24 protein-coding genes are annotated in these 16,876 nt (G+C 39.2%); all 24 read right to left on the bottom strand.

The genetic code is table 11. From position 1 onward, the window contains the following. Window position 1 precedes the first annotated feature (1 nt). On the bottom strand, window positions 2–757 hold the full coding sequence (locus F903_RS08645) for a hypothetical protein (RefSeq protein ID WP_005196326.1): 756 nt from the start codon (window positions 755–757) through the stop codon (window positions 2–4). Continuing rightward, a complete protein-coding gene (locus F903_RS16255; protein WP_005196325.1) occupies window positions 754–4,128 on the bottom strand; it encodes a tape measure protein in 3,375 nt (1,124 codons plus the stop codon). The genes F903_RS08645 and F903_RS16255 overlap by 4 nt, the downstream gene beginning before the upstream one ends. Window positions 4,129–4,187: 59 nt before the next feature. Continuing rightward, window positions 4,188–4,715 carry a hypothetical protein gene (locus F903_RS16250; protein ID WP_005196324.1) on the bottom strand — a complete coding sequence of 176 codons (528 nt, stop codon included), beginning with the start codon at window positions 4,713–4,715 and terminating at the stop codon, window positions 4,188–4,190. Beyond that, window positions 4,715–5,395 (bottom strand): hypothetical protein, encoded by a 681-nt coding sequence (locus F903_RS16245; protein ID WP_005196323.1) that lies wholly within the window; start codon window positions 5,393–5,395, stop codon window positions 4,715–4,717. The genes F903_RS16250 and F903_RS16245 overlap by 1 nt, the downstream gene beginning before the upstream one ends. Before the next feature lie 106 nt (window positions 5,396–5,501). Next, window positions 5,502–6,275, bottom strand: a complete 774-nt coding sequence (locus tag F903_RS16240; protein ID WP_005196322.1) for a phage antirepressor N-terminal domain-containing protein — start codon at window positions 6,273–6,275, stop codon at window positions 5,502–5,504. Between the two features lie 352 nt (window positions 6,276–6,627). After that, window positions 6,628–6,771, bottom strand: a complete 144-nt coding sequence (locus F903_RS16840) for a hypothetical protein (protein ID WP_005196320.1) — start codon at window positions 6,769–6,771, stop codon at window positions 6,628–6,630. 80 nt (window positions 6,772–6,851) lie between these two features. Next, window positions 6,852–7,382: a phage tail assembly chaperone family protein, TAC gene (locus tag F903_RS08615; protein ID WP_005196319.1), complete on the bottom strand. Its 531-nt coding sequence runs from the start codon at window positions 7,380–7,382 to the stop codon at window positions 6,852–6,854. Further along, window positions 7,379–7,861 carry a phage tail tube protein gene (locus F903_RS08610; protein ID WP_005196318.1) on the bottom strand — a complete coding sequence of 161 codons (483 nt, stop codon included), beginning with the start codon at window positions 7,859–7,861 and terminating at the stop codon, window positions 7,379–7,381. Before F903_RS08610 ends, F903_RS08615 begins: the two co-directional genes overlap by 4 nt. 64 nt (window positions 7,862–7,925) lie before the next feature. Beyond that, window positions 7,926–8,291 (bottom strand): DUF3168 domain-containing protein, encoded by a 366-nt coding sequence (locus tag F903_RS08605; protein WP_005196317.1) that lies wholly within the window; start codon window positions 8,289–8,291, stop codon window positions 7,926–7,928. Beyond that, window positions 8,288–8,746 carry an HK97-gp10 family putative phage morphogenesis protein gene (locus tag F903_RS08600; protein ID WP_005196316.1) on the bottom strand — a complete coding sequence of 153 codons (459 nt, stop codon included), beginning with the start codon at window positions 8,744–8,746 and terminating at the stop codon, window positions 8,288–8,290. Before F903_RS08600 ends, F903_RS08605 begins: the two co-directional genes overlap by 4 nt. After that, on the bottom strand, window positions 8,746–9,102 hold the full coding sequence (locus F903_RS08595) for a phage head closure protein (RefSeq protein WP_005196315.1): 357 nt from the start codon (window positions 9,100–9,102) through the stop codon (window positions 8,746–8,748). The genes F903_RS08600 and F903_RS08595 overlap by 1 nt, the downstream gene beginning before the upstream one ends. 2 nt (window positions 9,103–9,104) lie before the next feature. Next, window positions 9,105–9,323, bottom strand: a complete 219-nt coding sequence (locus tag F903_RS16570; RefSeq protein WP_005196314.1) for a hypothetical protein — start codon at window positions 9,321–9,323, stop codon at window positions 9,105–9,107. Between the two features lie 40 nt (window positions 9,324–9,363). Continuing rightward, the gene (locus tag F903_RS16930) at window positions 9,364–9,492 is read right to left on the bottom strand and encodes a hypothetical protein (RefSeq protein WP_265596654.1); all 129 of its coding nucleotides are present in this window, start codon (window positions 9,490–9,492) and stop codon (window positions 9,364–9,366) included. 1 nt (window position 9,493) lies between these two features. Continuing rightward, window positions 9,494–9,781, bottom strand: a complete 288-nt coding sequence (locus F903_RS08590; RefSeq protein WP_005196313.1) for a head-tail connector protein — start codon at window positions 9,779–9,781, stop codon at window positions 9,494–9,496. Next, window positions 9,762–11,027 carry a phage portal protein gene (locus tag F903_RS08585; protein WP_005196311.1) on the bottom strand — a complete coding sequence of 422 codons (1,266 nt, stop codon included), beginning with the start codon at window positions 11,025–11,027 and terminating at the stop codon, window positions 9,762–9,764. The genes F903_RS08590 and F903_RS08585 overlap by 20 nt, the downstream gene beginning before the upstream one ends. After that, window positions 11,028–11,333 (bottom strand): hypothetical protein, encoded by a 306-nt coding sequence (locus tag F903_RS08580; RefSeq protein WP_005196309.1) that lies wholly within the window; start codon window positions 11,331–11,333, stop codon window positions 11,028–11,030. 67 nt (window positions 11,334–11,400) lie between these two features. After that, window positions 11,401–12,729 carry a phage major capsid protein gene (locus F903_RS08575; protein ID WP_005196294.1) on the bottom strand — a complete coding sequence of 443 codons (1,329 nt, stop codon included), beginning with the start codon at window positions 12,727–12,729 and terminating at the stop codon, window positions 11,401–11,403. Continuing rightward, window positions 12,726–13,349: an HK97 family phage prohead protease gene (locus F903_RS08570; RefSeq protein WP_005196291.1), complete on the bottom strand. Its 624-nt coding sequence runs from the start codon at window positions 13,347–13,349 to the stop codon at window positions 12,726–12,728. Before F903_RS08570 ends, F903_RS08575 begins: the two co-directional genes overlap by 4 nt. Window positions 13,350–13,408: 59 nt before the next feature. Continuing rightward, entirely contained in the window at window positions 13,409–15,097 is a 1,689-nt protein-coding gene (locus F903_RS08565) for a terminase large subunit (protein ID WP_005196290.1), read from the bottom strand. 1 nt (window position 15,098) lies between these two features. Beyond that, a complete protein-coding gene (locus F903_RS08560; protein WP_005196289.1) occupies window positions 15,099–15,560 on the bottom strand; it encodes a terminase small subunit in 462 nt (153 codons plus the stop codon). A 220-nt stretch (window positions 15,561–15,780) separates the two neighbouring features. Further along, the gene (locus F903_RS08555; RefSeq protein ID WP_005196288.1) at window positions 15,781–16,068 is read right to left on the bottom strand and encodes a hypothetical protein; all 288 of its coding nucleotides are present in this window, start codon (window positions 16,066–16,068) and stop codon (window positions 15,781–15,783) included. Further along, the gene (locus tag F903_RS08550) at window positions 16,058–16,360 is read right to left on the bottom strand and encodes a hypothetical protein (RefSeq protein WP_005196287.1); all 303 of its coding nucleotides are present in this window, start codon (window positions 16,358–16,360) and stop codon (window positions 16,058–16,060) included. The genes F903_RS08555 and F903_RS08550 overlap by 11 nt, the downstream gene beginning before the upstream one ends. After that, window positions 16,357–16,665 (bottom strand): HNH endonuclease, encoded by a 309-nt coding sequence (locus F903_RS08545; RefSeq protein ID WP_005196286.1) that lies wholly within the window; start codon window positions 16,663–16,665, stop codon window positions 16,357–16,359. The genes F903_RS08550 and F903_RS08545 overlap by 4 nt, the downstream gene beginning before the upstream one ends. Continuing rightward, the gene (locus F903_RS08540; RefSeq protein WP_005196284.1) at window positions 16,652–16,876 is read right to left on the bottom strand and encodes a hypothetical protein; all 225 of its coding nucleotides are present in this window, start codon (window positions 16,874–16,876) and stop codon (window positions 16,652–16,654) included. The genes F903_RS08545 and F903_RS08540 overlap by 14 nt, the downstream gene beginning before the upstream one ends.

The following is a 16,876-nucleotide window of genomic DNA, read 5'->3' as shown; positions in this document are numbered from 1 at the left end:
ATTAAATCTCCTCAATATACTTGGCACTTAACACAATGAATTCCGATTGCATCAGATCAGCATTTGTCTCATGCGTAATTAACACATCTTTGATCACTGCATTTTTGACTGAAAAAGCAGACTTAATTTGATCGATAGGTTCATAAGGCAAAGTTGTATAAGTGATTTCAGACAGATACTTTGCATTTCTGACTGAAAAATCTGATTTAACTTGATCAACAGGTTCGTAAGGCAAAGTTGTATAAGTGATTTCAGATAAATACTTTGCATTTTTGACTGAAAAATTCGTTAAAAGATTCTCATTGTTCAAAACTGGATCGAATGTTCTTGGATTTACTGGAAGAGCACTTGATTTAATAGAATCATAAAAAAATACGGGATACGGCTTTGAAGTCAGAATCAGCACTTCAGAAGTCACAACAACAAACTGCGCCGAGACTTTAAAAATTTTTCCGCTTAACTCATTAAATGAGAAAGAATCAGGCATAAACTGAGTGATATATTCTCTAAATCCGCTGTCTTCAATAATTAAAGACATTAAAAAAGGCAGCGGGTTAAGCTGCCAATTTAGATAAAATGCTCTGAAATATATGAAGTCATCTTCTCGAAGCGTAAAAGCCACATCTACAAGATGTTTTTTTGCATTTTTAGTTTGAACATATCGACCAAACCCACCGCTTAATACTATTCGTTCAACTGATGTGCCGTACTTGACCGAATAGCTTGATTGAAGTGGGCAAAGATCGAGTTTGTTCATCGTATACGCCCCACATTAAAGTTATTCCGGATCTGCTTAGATTCAAATGAGTTCGCTTGATTTAAATTGCTAAACGCTTGTTTAACAAATTTCTCCACCACATCAATTGTCACATTGCCATTTCCATCACGACTTTCATTAGCAGTGTAGCCAGATGGCACATTGATAATGACGTTTACACCATCACCACGCCGATCACTTTGGCTTGATGTTGATAAGAAACGTTCTTTACCAATTAATCCGCCTGTGGCAAATCGGGGCGGCAACATACCAGTACGGTTGATGTAGTCAAGATTAGCCAATCCTAATTTTTCAACAGCGGCCGCACGAAGCATATATTCGCCATTGGATGCCCAAATCGGAATATCATCACTTGTACCAGTTCCCTTCCCAGTAATATGGCCACCAGTGGCAAAGCCCTGTAAATTCATTGATCTGATTTGTGCGGCCTGACCAAGTTGAACAGCTAAAGCACCACCAGCAACAACTGGTGCAATATATGGACCTATCATTGGAATTGCTGAAACAGAGTTATACACATTCGAGAACGTTTCAGGTGCATTCAAAATTACCTTGGAAAGTGCAAACATCTTGGATGCAATAAACATGGCTTTATAACCAGCGGATTGTTTACCAAGTAAGCTTCCCATTAGATCAGCCATTCCAGCAGTTGTATTCGCTGCATCTTGCAAACCTAACGCTGCTTTAGCTCGATAATACTGACTTTCACTTTCAATCATTTTTTGCTGATACTCTTCTTGAGTAATCAACTGCCAGTCCAATGCTGCCTGAAAAGCTTCAGCACGTTGGGCCGCTGCTTCCTCTTGTGTCGTATCAATACCCGAAGCATTCAACATCCCATACAATGCTGCATCCCGCCCTTGGGCTTGATCCATGCTTTCTGTTATACGAGATGCATCAATTAATGCTTGACGCTCATCTTTGCTAAATTGACTGTTTAAGATGATTTGCTGACGCTCAAACTCGTGCTTAGCTGCAATATTCTGCATGTCAGTTTGAAATACTTGTGATGCATCGTTTAGACGCATGTTCTGCTCAAGCCTCAACCAAGCCATTGCTCGAGTATGTTTTTCTTGCAGTGCATTCAAATACTGTTTTTTCTCATCAGTATTGATGTCAGTTCGGTTTGCGATGATTTGCTGGTCAATAATAAATGTCGCTTTGGCTTTTGCTTCTTCATTTAACTTATGTTCTTGAAGTTCAAAAGCCTGCTTCATCTTATAAAGAAATTGCTCGTCCTCAAATCTAGCTTTTGCAGCAGATAAAAACTGATTATGTAAAGCTGGCGAAAAGTTAGCTTCACCTATATCTTTAACTAAATCTTCATAATCAATTTTCATCTTTTGAAGGTCAGTTGAGAAATCATACACTAAAGACTTTCTTAACATATTTTGCTGATCTGCAAGACGCTCAGCTTCTTGTGAATCCTTTTTCATCTGTGAAGCTGCATCTTTTGACGCTGCTGCTGATTTACGTCTAGATTCAGCAATCGCATCAATAGTGCCTTGTAGCTTCGCATTTGCTGCAATATTGGCATCAATCAACCTCACATCTTCAGAAGTAATAGTGCCGTCATTTTTGAAGTATGCTTCAGCTAAAGCTTTGGCACGATCTACGCTATAACCCTTATCAATTAATTTATTAATTGTTTGAGTTTGAATAAGTGACTTCTGCAAACTCTCCATATATTGCGACTGTGTTACCGCCGCACCTCGTGCAGCTGTCTCATTACGACTAAGAGCAGCTGTATTTGCATCAATTCCAGCAACAGAGTTTTGAGCTTTATTTCCGACTAATTGAACTTCTATGCCGAATATCTTTAATGCTTTCGCTGACTTCTCAGCAGCAATCACATTCTTATCATATTGCTCAACCTGATCTTTTAACGCATTATACAAATCAGTAGGAATATTTAGAGCATTCAACCGCTCCACTGCTTCTGTATAGCTGATTGTACCTAATCGCGCCTGATTCGATATTCTTGTGACTTCTACATTACCTTTTGCGTAATTCTGGACAGAAATTAATGCAGAACCAACAGCAAACTCAGAATTTTTCAATTCTTTGTTTTGAGCTTCAAAAGCTGCTGTTAAATCCTCAATTGCAGATTTACGCTCAGTTCCTGTTAGTTTAGACAATTCACTTGCCGCTTTTTCTGCAACTAAGGCTTGTTCTGCCAATTTTGCATTCAAATCAGCAGCACGATTGGTCATAAATGCATAGCCAGCTGCAACTGAAGCAGCAGCAATTACAAGGCCTGCTGGTCCCGTCAAAAATACCAATGCTCCTCGCGCTGCCGCACTTAAAACCGTCAAAGAAACTGTAGTTCCAGCTGCTTGTGCCGACATACGAGCTAAAGCCAACTGATACGCAATTGCCTGTCCAGTGGATGCTGTAAACGCAACACCAGAAGCAATGATTGCAGGTGTCATTTTCAACGCCATTCCGCCAGCTGCTACACCAGCCGCTACCGCAAGGACATCCATATTTTTTGCAGCATAAGACAATCCATCACCAACCAGCCCAAGCCCTGCGGCCATGTTATTGGTTACACCCAACGTTTCATTTATTCTACCCGCCAAGAAGGTAAAGCCATTTCTAGCAGTGTTTAAGCCATCATTTAATGAGTTACTCATATTGTTAGCAAGTTGCTCGCTCTTTTCACGGCTTGAATCTAACGCCTCATTTAACTGAGTTGATGATAGCTTTCCTGCATTACCAAGCCTGAGAACTTCTTCTTGTGAGATTCCAAGAGAATCAGATAGATCGCTAACAACTGAGGGGATTGCAGAGAGAATACTAATCCATTGCTCGCTACCGACTTTGCCACTATAGACACTTTTCATAAAAGCATCTGTTGCTGATTTTGCTTTATCTACAGCCGTTGCATTATGTGTGAAGCTAAATGAAAGACTATCAGTGATTCTTAAAGCTTGCTCAGTTGTAGCACCATATGCTTTTAATGCACCACCAACATCAAGATAAACTTGCTGGGCTTCTTTTAATGAACGATAGGTTGTATTTGCAGTCGAAAGTAAATGTTTTTGAACTAAGTCATACTCAGCAGTATCTTTAGTTGCATTACGAATCTGTGCGGCCATTTGTGTATATTCGTCGGCCGCCGAAATAATGATTCCAACTGTGATTCCTGCTAAAGCAGTTTTAAAAATTGCGCCCATTGCACCAGCAGCACGCTCAGCACCCGTCATACTTGCTGTCAATCTATCAAGCTCAGCACGACTATTACCACCGAACTTTCGCGTCGCATCATCAGCAGTACGCAAACCCTGAGTATATGATCCTGTATTTGCCAATAAATTTAAGGTCAAAGTACCAAGATTTGTCGCCATGACTTTTCTCCAGACATAAAAAAACCGTCTTTATAAGACGGTACTTAAAAGCTTCAAAATTATCGAATTGATGCATATTCCTTTAACATCTGCTCATATGCATCCTTGAAACCAGTCAAATCAACTTCGTTATCTCTCGGACTCAAGTAAGGCCATTTGATTGCACGAGTGTAAGCTATCTGTCCCTTAGACAATTGTGTAACAATCTGACTTGTTTCGTTAAATACCCCCTCTCTCCCATAAAATGTTTTATTGGAATCTATTTTTAAAGCAGCATTTCTATTGGGATAGTCCGAACCAACAACAAAAACTAAAATCCTTCCATTCTGTTTAATCACTGTAAGGTTATTGTTTCTAATTTCGCAAATTTTAACACCTGTAAACTTGTCTTTACCACATTGACCTAATTCCCATTCATTTTCGCTAGGGGCCAATTCAATACTTGTTTTAGATAAAACAATTTCCCCATAATCTTTTATTGGATCACCACTCAATGTTTTAGCAATCTGCTCAAGTCTCCCCTCGCTATTCGCATTACTCAGGCCTGAAATAAAAGAAAATAACCCAAACAAAATAATTCTTTTCATTAATTAACATCCTTAAAATATTTAGCTGTATTAGCAATCCTTGACGGTATATTTAATCTCACACCAAACTTAGAACCATCTTTACCGCCAGTTATTACCGCATCAGCATATATTTCAGCAGTATCCCCAATATTTAACTTACTAAGCAACCTAACCCAACTTTCAGCATGGTTTCTAGCAAAGTACCCGACAGTTAATCCATTAATATCAACTCTACAAGCATTTTTATCAAAACTATTACAAGGTTCTCTAACTATTTTAGCTTCAACTTCCGTAAAGCTACCTTTCCCACGTCTCAGAACAGCAAATTTTTGTATATTGTTTTGATATGATGCTTCCCCAACAATATCAAATGGGTAACTATCAAAATCATAGCTACAGTCATATTCAATTCTAAATTTTTTTTGACTTAAAATACGCTCTTCGATATTGATTGATGCCTTTGTTCTCGTTTTTTCGGGTTTTGTATAATCATAAAAACCAGTATTATTCACTTTTTTGGTAGGATAAAATTCATCCTGTTTCTTATACCAATTTGGATTTTGCTCTTTAGTAGGCGGCACTGGAACAGAGTATTTAACTGGTTCAACACCCTCTTTTTTTTCATTTAGACTCTGTAGAACTCCAAAAACAACAATCGCAATTACTGCAACTATCATCAAAGACACTAAAATAAACATCTTGTTATTCCCAAATTTTTATAAAGAAAATAACAACCCTCATGCAAAAAAGCCACTCAACAATGAGTGGCTTAAATTAAGCATTTAAATTATAAAGGTTTATTAATCAAACCCGACCATTGAGATACGCCATGCCATCTTCATTGATCATGATAACTTCCTCAACACCATTTGCACCAATTTCGTTTTGAATAAAAACCATATCAAATGACTTTCCACGATCTGTCAATTTCAATATCGGCTTATTGCTCTCAACATAAGTACAACGCTCTTCAATGATGAATTCATCCTGAAAAACTTTTTTAATTTTGGCTACAGTAACTTTTAAAACATTGGCTGCTTCTTCTATGCTGATAGCACTACGCAACATTTTAAAATCATATCTACGACATTTACGTTCCATCGCTTCAACTTGCGCCCGCATGGTGTCAATCATGTCATCGTACTGTCTAAACATACGGTGATATTTTAGTGATAGTTTATTGTGAACATCTTTGCTGACATACATAGACATATCAATTTGCTTTGGTGGCTTAGGCATAAAGTGCTTGTAGAGCACATCATAACATTCAAGTTGATATTTGATGAGAGTGTCTTTAATTTCGAGCCGAACCTTATTGGCATCAACCCCCATTAGCCAACCATTCAACATACCCAAAGGCAAAGCAACTGAATCTTGATCACCTTTTATTGAAGGTGTGGTCATCATAACCACACCTTGATTAAGAACTTGATTTCTTTTAATTCTTTTAAGCTGAGAACGCCAATCCAAACCAATATTTTCACAAATTGGTTTCATTACCACATATGGTTTTTCATTATGAAAAAATACTGGAACTTGCTGATTATTGAATTTAACAATTTTTGGTTTTGTATCCATGATGAATACTCCTTTCGATTTTAGGAATAATCACCACCAAATAAATGCGAAATATTGGGTGGCGAGTTAAGCAGGATTCGCATTACCAGTCGAAAGGGGCTGGCGCACCGAAGTGCTCCTGCCTAACCCACCGTAGCGGGCACTTTTTGCAGATTGCAAAAAGCTTTAGGCAAAATAAAACCGCTATTGCGGCTATATGCCCTTTCGAATATTTGGATGCGAAACCAAATCACAGATTTTGCTGTGACTTAAAAAGCCTAATCCAATTTTTTCAAAAGTGCAACAACCTAAGCGGTATGTTATGACCTATGCCTGCTAAAAAATATGATTGTTGGAGGTGGTTTTAAACATGCTATTGCTGTCTCTGTCTGCGCTTCATTGCTTCTTCTTCAAATGAAGTTTCCACAACATCCTCATGCGGCATCAGCTCAGTGGCATCAATTCGATGCTCTTCTGAAACTTTGGCATTGTGATACCAAGCCATCCAGTTACCCATAGCTTGCTCAACTCTTCGACCAACAAAAAGCGAGCCACGTTTATCACGATACGCTCGCCATATTTGAAGCTCATCATTGGTTAAGGTTCGCTTGGCTTCTTCGATTGATCGTCCACCGATTCCGTTGATGACAAGTTCACACCAGAATTCGTTTTCACTGAACTCTTCGTCTGAGACTTTCCCGAAAAATTATTGACACCATCTGCAACTTTATAAAGCGCTTCAATAAAGATCGGATCAGAATCATAAATATCATCAATCGACTCATAGAACATTTTACCGCTAGTGTCTTCACAAACTGATCCAAGCAATTGAGCTGCACGGAGTAAGCGACTATCAATAGACTTAATTGTGGAATTTTCAATATTTTGATAGTCAATATCCCAATCATAAGCTTTTGCTGTCTCTTGGATATCTTTATAACTCAATCTTTTAATAAAGACTTGACCCGAAAGCTCAACCATTTCACTCAGACTTAAATCAGCTTTACCCGTATTTTCTTGGATAAATGCTAGATTCTCATCTGTGACCTCTACCGACCAAGTCACGGTACGCTCAACTGGTGCAGCGACTTTGGTCACTTTTTTAAGTGATTTTAACTTCAAGGTCATGGCACTTTCCATTCATCAATGATTTTAGATTGGCGACGTAAAGGTAAAGAATGATTTACTAAGGCATTGGCCTCAGTAACTGGTTTTCCTTTACGTAAATTGACTGTGGCGTATGACCAAGAACGAGTATCAGGCAAATCAACGACATTACCTGTTACTGTTGGAACGCCTGTACCATCCGAGTAACCCGCATAAATTACAAATGGCTCAAGGCTATCTGCTAAATCAAGCAATAAAAGGTGCGTTGCATTTGTTGGATCGGTATCAATCGCAACAGAACCATCAGCAGGCTTACCAAGTACAAATTGACTTGTGGCTACGTCTGGATTGTCTAAACAGTTATCGTCAATTTCATCATAGTTTTCATCACCCCAGTCAAATGCTTTAAGACAGAGTAATTTCGTCAATGTGGGCGTAGCAGTTGTGCCATGTAATGCCCAGAATTCAGTACCTTTACCTAAAATACCTTTTTTAGCCATGAGTTTTTGCTCCTTATAGGCAATAAAAAAGCAGCCTTATGGCTGCCTGTATCTACTAAAAAAATTAAATTTCTTGAATCCAATTTGCATCGAATCCGCGCATAGATTGTTTTGTAGTTGGATCAAATCCGCTAATTCGAGGATTCAAAATAAAACAGTAACTTTCTAATGCCTTACGCACCGCTTCACGCACTTCATAGGCTCGACCCACATAAGTGTCATAGACCATGACCTGAAATTGCACATCATCAAAATTTGCAGGTGCATTATCTAAATGGTTGTTTGCCTGCCCGCCTAACTCCTGCCATACGATATAAGGAACTTCAGTACCTTCTGGCGCAATATCCTCATATATGCGTGGATTAGTACCTAATAATGTTGTTACTGATGGACTTGCTTTTAATATCGGTTTAATTGGCAAAATACTCATAATTTCGCTAACTCCAGATCAAGTTCATCACTAAAGACTTGTGCAAAGGTACTTATCACTGAATCAATGTTGTTGTAAAAGGCAATTCGCATAAATGGAATAGCGGGGATATACGCAGTACCTAACTCAATAAAGCGCCAATGCCGTGTATCACCGCCACTCGTAATTTTTGCTGGGCGACCATTGAAAGCCGCACCACCATCAACACCAACACGCATTGAAATCACATCTTTATTTCGGACACGACCAGATGCAACTTTAATATTTTTGGCAATATTTGCTGCTGTTTCAGGATCATCAATCATCTTGGCATTTTGTCTTGCTTCATTACGAACAATATTCATGCCCCGTCTTGCCGCTTTACGAGTAATCCGCCTCACGACTTTTTTATCAGCCAAAAGCCTTAACTTTTGAGTGACTTGCTGTTCACCCTGCCATATTGAAAATGAATCCATCAAGACTCCTTAAACTTTTCTACCCCCTTTGAAAGTAAAAAAGTGCTGTAGATATTCCCTGTTTCATCATCATTCAAAGCAGGGCTATCAATTGCATAGATTTCACCACGAAACACAACACGCATAGAACTATCAATATTTGTTCGATACCGTATTTTTAAACGTGCTATGACTTGGGATTGTGCAGCCTGTGCAGCTATCAAATCTTTTGCGGATAATGGAGAAACCTTAGCCCATAATATTAAAAAAACCTGCCAATTAGCAGGTTGAGCATGACCATATTCATTTTCGCCATTACTCACATTTCGTTGAATAATGACACGATGACAAAGTTCACCAGCGTTGATTCCAGACATAATCACTCACTCAAATATTGCTGCTCATTATCAGCATCTTCATCTAAACGTTGAGCTATCAGCTCATTGTTTTGATTCATGATCTGAGCCATAACCTCGTTCTGAGTGTTGACTGTTTGAACTAACTCCCGACACACGCTGATCAGTTCTGGAACTAAGCTGTTGCAACAGCCGTTGCAGCTTGAGCTTTGCTCGCTCGGTGTTTTGTCTAATCCACTCACGTCTTACCTCACATCCTGAACAACTCATTTCGTCCAAGCCTCATAAGCCAATTGAATTGACCGCCATCTTTAATTGACCGCCATCTTTAATAAACAAACGCTCACCATGAATCAGCAGCAATATTTGATAATGGCTCGTTGATTTAACCCATTGCTCAAATTCAGACATATCACATCACCAAAGGCACATAGTACGGATTGAGCAAAGCACGCACAGGATCAGGCAAGAAATCACCAAACATTGGCATACCTGTTTCCACGTTACGGTATTTATCGTAATAGCCGCAAAGTAGTAAAATTGCTCGTTGATGCACTTTGTTATCAGCATCAAATTTTGCTTTTATATGATCATGCACAGCTTGTGTTGAAACATCTAACAAACCCTGCAAATCCGTCATCGTTTGATCATCAATGTCATAACGAAGGTGGACCGCGACATCATTCACTGTTAGCGGCATCTTTACCTCCTTTGCTACTAGCAAATGGATCATCTTTGGCATCACGTTTTGATAATGCTTCAAGACTAAAGTTTTGTTGTTGTAGGTAAACAGACCAGCCACCATCAACAGGTTTGAGGTTGAATTTAATACGCGCCTCATTCGGTGCAATAATTCCACCCTTAACACCCTTGGTGTAATAATCCATTTTTGATGATGAATCCATGCGAATCAGATTTTCTACATCTAGAAAGACTTCATAGCCCATCGCTTTTAAGCCAAAGCTATCATCTAAAAGGTTTTCAATCGCTTCAGTAGGATTTTGCAAACAGTCGCCAAAATGCAAAAGATTTACATCCTCTACTTTCAAACCCTGCGGGATAGCACCAAAACCAATCTTGAAAGGGTGCACATGAAATGCAGAACAACAAACTTCAGAACTCATTTTATGCTGTTCAATAAGTTGAGCATCAGCAGCAGCAACACTGATAGGCATATATTTCATATCACTACCTAGAATTGCAGTACCCCCGATATTTGCTCCTGAATAATTTGCTTTCCAACGCTCACCAAGCATTTTTGCATCTTCATCAGAAATACGCCCTGGTGCAGTCAAAATTCCACTTGGGCGACTCATATTATTAAAGAACGTTGCACCATATTTTTGAATTGCCAAACCATTCCCCGCAGCCAAACCACAAGCAACGATAGGACTTAATCCCACTAGAGAATGATAAAGGCAATTCCAACGGTCATGAATGATTTCTGAAGCTGGTAAAATAACTGGGGTAGATTGTTGAGCTAGTACATCAACACTGATCTGATAAAAAACCTCACCTTTATCACTTACTAAAGGCTTTACCAAATCTGGATTAAGTACAATAAGTTGTTCAACTTTACCAAACGCATTTCTTAGCTTGAGTATATAAGTATTACCATTCCGACACTTTGATATAACCCAAAATTCTAAAAACTGTTGCATCGTTTGAAAATGATTAGGTTTTTCCAAAAATTTTAGATTTTCATCTTTGGCCTTTACCCAAATATCACCATCTTTCTTTTTTAGCTCTAAAGGCATATTGCCAATGTCTTTAGAAATTAAGGAAATACAAGAAAATACAGCGTGAAATGAGAGAATATCTTCTTTTTTAAGCTCAATATTTCTCTGCCAAGCGCCCATAAATGGCTCAAATATACGACTCCAACCACTTGAGCCTTGAACTGGAGACATGGACTTTTTACGAAATAACCCACTAAATACGCCCATTTACTCACCTTTTTTAGTGTTTTTCCCACCTTTACTAGCTGCTTTTTGAACACTCTGAACTGCTAGCTCAGGAACTAAAGCACCAAAATCATCTACAACAGGCGTTCCATTCAGATTCAGCAACAATCCTTTCAAATCAATTGGCTCAAATACTATTTGATGCTCAACCTGTTTAGATGAATTGGTTGAATCAGCAAGTTTGGCAACTCCAAGCCTTTCCAACACATTGAATTCATAGTCTTGAACATCAATGATTGAACCTACTGGACCTGAACAAAGATCAGTTAATAATTCAATTTTTGGCATTTTCCCAACCCTCAACATATAAAAAAGCAGTCCTTTTTAGGACTGCTTTGATAGACAAAAAAATGGGTTAAGAATATTGAATATAACCAGCAGCAAAATCTTGTCGCTTTTTCCAACGAATAAAACGTTCAGCTCGAATTGCCATTAAGTTTTGCTCAAACAGATTTACCCATTGCGGATCAGCATCAGTACCGAGATTAATACTAGCCTCTGTACTAACTGCAAAATCCATGAACTCATCATCAGCAATCATGATCTGATTTGGTAGAACCAAAACAATTTTATCATCACAACCTGATGAAACTAGAACAGGCAAAGTATAAAGATAACGTGATCCAGTAATATTCATTTCTTCAAAATACTTCTTGCCTAATGCATCACGCAAGGTACTAAGTTTTGCAGCACGGGTTTCAGACATTACCCATGTCGCTCCAGCTAATGTTCCACCCGCATTCGTTACAGATTCCATCAAAGCTACCAAATCCGCTTCAATTTGAGCTGGAGTGTTACCAGAACTCGGAATAGCTGTGACACCATTTAAAACAGATGCAGGACTTTCATCTGTTTCAGTTTTTGTTGGATCAAAAAAGTCAGCATCAATAAATTGAGCAGTTGATTCAACGAAATCGTCACGAACTAAACGATCAGCTTTTGGATTAGACCACCGCACTAATTCTTCTGATAATAATACAATTCCAGCAACCTTAGATTTAGACAAAGTTACTGAGCCAAAGGTCGGGTTTGTTGTTGGTTTACGCTTCGTTTCACCTACCCAACCAACGCTTACAGCACTATTTTGTTTTGGCATTTTAATGTTAAAAGGCACTTGGCGCATTTTGGAAGCAAGCTCATCGACAGCCGTTTTTTTACGGACCAACTCAATAAACTCACTTGTTAAATTCTGGTAATCAACTAATGCCGCACCAAAATCCACATTTGTGGTCGAACCAATCAAAGCCTTTTGACGCAATGCATTTTTAACTACATCAGGCGCATTCCAAGATTCAAGAACTTCACTTGCAGTCACACCACCCTTACTGTGTGCAGCTACAGTCAAAGCTTTAGCCATTAAAGCAAATCCAATCCCTTTCTCAAGGTTAGATTCGACAATCACATTTTGCCCTTGTGTTGAACCAGCACCTTGCTCTGGAGTATCACCTGCTACAGGAGTTGTAGTTTCACCCCATTGGGCTTGAGATTTTTCCAAGTTTTGCAAACGAGATAGATTTAATTCAAGATTTTTGAGTTCCGTCTCAAGACCTTGAATTTCAGTTTCTGTTTCTCCTTCTGGAGTTGCACCAGTTTCAGTGGCAGCTTTAGTCATTAAAGCAGCCATTTTCTTTTTACGCTCATTAATCGCTGCCTGAGCTTTGGCAATTTGCTCTTTTAAAGTCATGCGAACTTTACTCCAGTAGATTTTGATTCAGATATTTCAAACAGCTTTACACCACATGTTTTTGGCTTATCTGTTTGAATTATTTCGGGCTTAACACAAGGCACAGATTTTTCTTTCTCTGTATCCGTTTTCTTCTCAGAAAATTCTTTTTGACAAAGCGATTTAACACTTGTTATCGTCGCCTCTTGATTTGCTGCAATTGTCACAGCGGAAAGCTCTAACCAATCCCACTTCGTATAACGTATGCCCCAAGTGCCTGAGATTTCGACGTACTCAATTGCACTAAATCCAATCGACATACCACGAACCAAACCTGTTTTAATGCTGTCCCAAGCCTTTTGAAGCAATTCTTTTAATTCAAGCGACTCAACTTCACTTGGTTTAACCAATTGAACTTTGACCTTAATTCCTTCATCCGTGATCGTTGCCTCAATCACATAACCAATTGGCTTTTCTCGGTAATGCTGCCAAAGAAAAGGAACTGGCAAAGTAAATTGCGCACCTTTAGGCTCAACAATATCGTCTACTCGATCAGGTGCAGGCGTTGTCGCGATCCCCTCAATAATCCACTGCTCTTCATCAATAGACTTGATATTGAGCAAGCTATAAGCGAGCTTCATACTTTTAAAACTCCAAAAAAAAGCGACCTAAAAAGGTCGCTTGTTAAAACTGAAATCTATTATGCAAAATAGATGTTGTATTTCTTTGTTGCAGGCTCTGGATTCATAGACATCAAAGCTACACCGTTAAACATCGCAATCAATGGATCAATTTTGGCTTTTCCCGATTCTTGCTTGCGGATCGTCATCGCATTACCCTGATAAACACCCTTTGCATTACCCACACACCAATTCATCATTGGTTGTCCAGCATGTAAAAATTTACCCTCTGCCACTTTTCGCTCAGTTGTTTGTACATAACCTGATAATTGATATCCTTGAGGCACACCAATCAAAAGCTCAAAAGGAATCTGCTCAAGTAATCCATCTTGTAAAGACGGCATCCCCAATTTATCTAGCCCTATTGCTGCCCTTTCAGGAAACTTGCCAGCATCATAAATTCGCCTACAAATCTGAGCTGCTTGATGCACATCATCACCAATATTTTCAACAATGACCAAATCACCTTGATCACGAAAATCTTTTAACGTTGGGGCAATATCTTTTCGACGCTCTAAAACAATTGGATGCGCCCAAGCTCTATTCCAGCAATACCATTTTGATCGATCATTTTTATCCCGACCAATTACTGCCATACCAAACAAGTCATCAAGCCCACCACCATCAAATCCAGCGGTGCAAAGCTCACTCAAATCAAGAATTGATTCGATGAATAACTTATCCTTGTAGGCTGATAATTGCCAAAAGTCTGCACCCGCCCAACGATCGGCTCGTTTATTTAAACCGATTTCAATATTCAAATACTTAGCTAAAAATATTTGAATAGACTCATCACCATTTTCCTGAGCCTGTTCATACTTATTGGTTAAAAATCGGATATGAGTTGAACGTCCAAGATTAGGATTTGTGACATAAAAAAATTCAGGATTCAGATAACTTTCATCATCAATTATTTCCTGCGGGAACTCATACAGAACAGGTAAAAACGATGGATTAACAATTTCACCATCTCGCACCTTACGAGCGTAATCCAATTTTTTCTTAAAAATTCCAGCAGGCGGCTTGTCCGATTGAGTCGATAGGTAAATCAAAAATCCTTCAGGAAAAGAAGCCATACCGCCTGTTGCTTCCTCAAGCATGGATTCAGCATTAGCACGTTCACCAAAAACCCAAAGCTCATCCACCAAAATGAATGCACCCTTTGCGCCTGCACTTGATCCAGTTTCAGCAGCAATAACCATCAAAACAGCTTTAGTCGAACGATGAGTAATTGTTCTTGTATGCTCAGAAACACTAAACAAAGCATTCAATTCAGGATCAGCCCGAATCATGTTTTTAAGCGGTGTAAAACTGTTATCTGCTACTTTTTTTGTCGGTGCGATGATAATAAATTCAGCGGCTTCACGACTATTTAAAATAATCGCAGTAAGCATGATGCCCGCTGCCATCGTTGATTTAGTATTTTTCTTACTAATCAACAAGAAAAATTCAGTAATTAATCGCTGATTGCTCTGATAATCGTAAGCACCAAAAATTGCAGCAACGAAATCAAATACCCATTGTGCTGTGATCTCACCAATTGTTGGCTTTCCAGTCACATCAACAACAATCAATTCCTTAAAAACACGTAAAGCCATATCAGCTTCAGCAGGAAACAACGGCTCAAAAGCGATTAGCGATTCTTTCGCTAAAATCCTCTTTTCCCAATCTGGGCAAGCTGTTGTCCAGATCGGGGACATTGAAGACATATCAACTCACTACTTGTTGTTTACGTTGTTCATCGGCAGTTGCAAATTTACTCTTTTTAGCGACCTCACCCGCAGCAGCTTCACGCTCACCCTTTACACCCAACTCACCTACCTTACTGAACTCATAAGGTAAAGCAGCTTTTGCAGCTTCAATTCGAGTTTTACGGTCAAGACGTGGATTCTTATAAACCCATTGCAGAAAGTCCAAAGAGTTATTAACATCCTCCATGTCTTTGAACTCTGCTTGAATAGCAGCTTCACCCAAAGGCGTAGCATCCAACCCCCCGCCCCCCTGAGAATTCAGGCTCGCCAGATATGCAATAACATCGGGATCATTCTCAAGTTGACTGCCTTTGGCCCCTGCTGACCGCTCAGAATAGCCAGCCATCACAGCAGATTCTTTATTTGACTTGCCTTGCATCTTGGCGCGGGCAAAATCTTTCTTTTTTTGAGTCAAAGCCATTTTTTACCTCCTAAGCGCAAAATGTTGACAGTTTTTACCGAAATTTATCTATTTTCTAAAAAAGTTTATTTACTTCTTTGAAAATAGAAAAATTTTTTACAAATGAGATAGGAGGGCGGTGTCCGCTGAGACCCTTTGAAGAATTTTTTGATACCCCCCGTCATGCAGAAAATGCACCAACATGGTGCATTTCCAAGATAATCAGAATGTTCCACGACAATCATTTGTTTTTCCGTTCCTCTCGACGCTTGTAGATCGCATCAAATTGCTCATCAGTTAGATCATCGATTATCCCGATACCAACAGAAGTTAATTCAACACTAAATGGAAGCTGCTCAATAAAATTAGGATGTATTTCAAGTGTTGCAGTCCATCGCGGATTATCAACACCAGCCTCTAATTTAATTGATGCAATACCACCGATCTTTGATCCATCCGCCAAAGTAACTTCCGTACCTAATGCGGCAGGACCATCTGGAATAGATATTTTCGCAATCTTATTGCTCATGGTTTAACCCCAATTTGTATTCAAGATCCTTAACCTTCTGGCTTTGTTCATTAAATGCTTGGCCCTGCTGGATAATCAACATGTCTTTGGTCCCAAGCTTTCGATGCTGGACCAACCAAGCATCCCAAGCTGCATTGACAACAGTAGCAGCCAACTCATGATCTTTCGTTGTACCTTTCTCAATAAAGCAAACTTTGTCAAAGCTATATGTCACAAATGGCAGCAAACGTTTAATTGAATAAACACTCAATTGAAACTCAATTGCAGCCTGCTTAAATTGATTTTTATTCATCGCTGACCTGCCTTGCTTTCTTCTAATGATTTAGCGTCATGGCATGGCTTGCATAATGATTGAAGATTACTCATATCATCTGTGCCACCTTGAGCCGTATTCACGATGTGGTCACATTCAAGCTCCATCGTCACGCGACTACATTGACAACATGTCCACTCATCACGCTCATGTACCTGTTGTTTGATCCGCCGCCATTGGCGACCTCCACGACCCTTGCCGTAATTCTTTTCAGGTTTTGGTAATGTTGGATGATTGCCTTGCAGTGTTGGTAAGCTGGATGATCCAAGTTTAGGTAATCGCATTTTTATCTACCTGTCTGCATTGAGCATCTACTTCATCCTGTCGTGCAGGCCGCAGATGCTCATAGATTTCTGTTTTAGATTTTGGTTCATCATTCCAAAGAACTTTGAAATTATTTACACAAGCATTTGTGACAACCCCAATTTCATCTGAGTCTTGGATATCGTCACGGTAGACAACTGGATCACCCAATAGAATCGAGTTATCATCCAT

Source organism: Acinetobacter sp. NIPH 298 (assembly GCF_000369505.1).
Lineage (GTDB): Bacteria > Pseudomonadota > Gammaproteobacteria > Pseudomonadales > Moraxellaceae > Acinetobacter.
This window is presented reverse-complemented; position numbering and strand designations above follow the sequence as displayed.

Excerpts from the sequence above, each read along its gene's own strand:
- F903_RS08610 (WP_005196318.1), bottom strand. The coding sequence starts at position 7,861 with ATGGCTAAAAAAGGTATTTTAGGTAAAGGTACTGAATTCTGGGCATTA.
- F903_RS08565 (WP_005196290.1), bottom strand. The coding sequence starts at position 15,097 with ATGTCTTCAATGTCCCCGATCTGGACAACAGCTTGCCCAGATTGGGAA.
- F903_RS08560 (WP_005196289.1), bottom strand. The coding sequence starts at position 15,560 with ATGGCTTTGACTCAAAAAAAGAAAGATTTTGCCCGCGCCAAGATGCAA.
- F903_RS08580 (WP_005196309.1), bottom strand. The coding sequence starts at position 11,333 with ATGCCAAAAATTGAATTATTAACTGATCTTTGTTCAGGTCCAGTAGGT.
- F903_RS08570 (WP_005196291.1), bottom strand. The coding sequence starts at position 13,349 with ATGAAGCTCGCTTATAGCTTGCTCAATATCAAGTCTATTGATGAAGAG.
- F903_RS16255 (WP_005196325.1), bottom strand. The coding sequence starts at position 4,128 with ATGGCGACAAATCTTGGTACTTTGACCTTAAATTTATTGGCAAATACA.
- F903_RS08605 (WP_005196317.1), bottom strand. The coding sequence starts at position 8,291 with ATGAGTATTTTGCCAATTAAACCGATATTAAAAGCAAGTCCATCAGTA.
- F903_RS16840 (WP_005196320.1), bottom strand. The coding sequence starts at position 6,771 with ATGGGTAACTGGATGGCTTGGTATCACAATGCCAAAGTTTCAGAAGAG.
- F903_RS08595 (WP_005196315.1), bottom strand. The coding sequence starts at position 9,102 with ATGTCTGGAATCAACGCTGGTGAACTTTGTCATCGTGTCATTATTCAA.
- F903_RS08540 (WP_005196284.1), bottom strand. The coding sequence starts at position 16,876 with ATGGATGATAACTCGATTCTATTGGGTGATCCAGTTGTCTACCGTGAC.
- F903_RS08590 (WP_005196313.1), bottom strand. The coding sequence starts at position 9,781 with ATGCCGCTAACAGTGAATGATGTCGCGGTCCACCTTCGTTATGACATT.
- F903_RS08575 (WP_005196294.1), bottom strand. The coding sequence starts at position 12,729 with ATGACTTTAAAAGAGCAAATTGCCAAAGCTCAGGCAGCGATTAATGAG.
- F903_RS16245 (WP_005196323.1), bottom strand. The coding sequence starts at position 5,395 with ATGTTTATTTTAGTGTCTTTGATGATAGTTGCAGTAATTGCGATTGTT.
- F903_RS08545 (WP_005196286.1), bottom strand. The coding sequence starts at position 16,665 with ATGCGATTACCTAAACTTGGATCATCCAGCTTACCAACACTGCAAGGC.
- F903_RS08555 (WP_005196288.1), bottom strand. The coding sequence starts at position 16,068 with ATGAGCAATAAGATTGCGAAAATATCTATTCCAGATGGTCCTGCCGCA.
- F903_RS08600 (WP_005196316.1), bottom strand. The coding sequence starts at position 8,746 with ATGGATTCATTTTCAATATGGCAGGGTGAACAGCAAGTCACTCAAAAG.
- F903_RS16240 (WP_005196322.1), bottom strand. The coding sequence starts at position 6,275 with ATGGATACAAAACCAAAAATTGTTAAATTCAATAATCAGCAAGTTCCA.
- F903_RS08585 (WP_005196311.1), bottom strand. The coding sequence starts at position 11,027 with ATGGGCGTATTTAGTGGGTTATTTCGTAAAAAGTCCATGTCTCCAGTT.
- F903_RS08645 (WP_005196326.1), bottom strand. The coding sequence starts at position 757 with ATGAACAAACTCGATCTTTGCCCACTTCAATCAAGCTATTCGGTCAAG.
- F903_RS08550 (WP_005196287.1), bottom strand. The coding sequence starts at position 16,360 with ATGAATAAAAATCAATTTAAGCAGGCTGCAATTGAGTTTCAATTGAGT.
- F903_RS08615 (WP_005196319.1), bottom strand. The coding sequence starts at position 7,382 with ATGACCTTGAAGTTAAAATCACTTAAAAAAGTGACCAAAGTCGCTGCA.
- F903_RS16930 (WP_265596654.1), bottom strand. The coding sequence starts at position 9,492 with ATGTCTGAATTTGAGCAATGGGTTAAATCAACGAGCCATTATCAAATA.
- F903_RS16250 (WP_005196324.1), bottom strand. The coding sequence starts at position 4,715 with ATGAAAAGAATTATTTTGTTTGGGTTATTTTCTTTTATTTCAGGCCTG.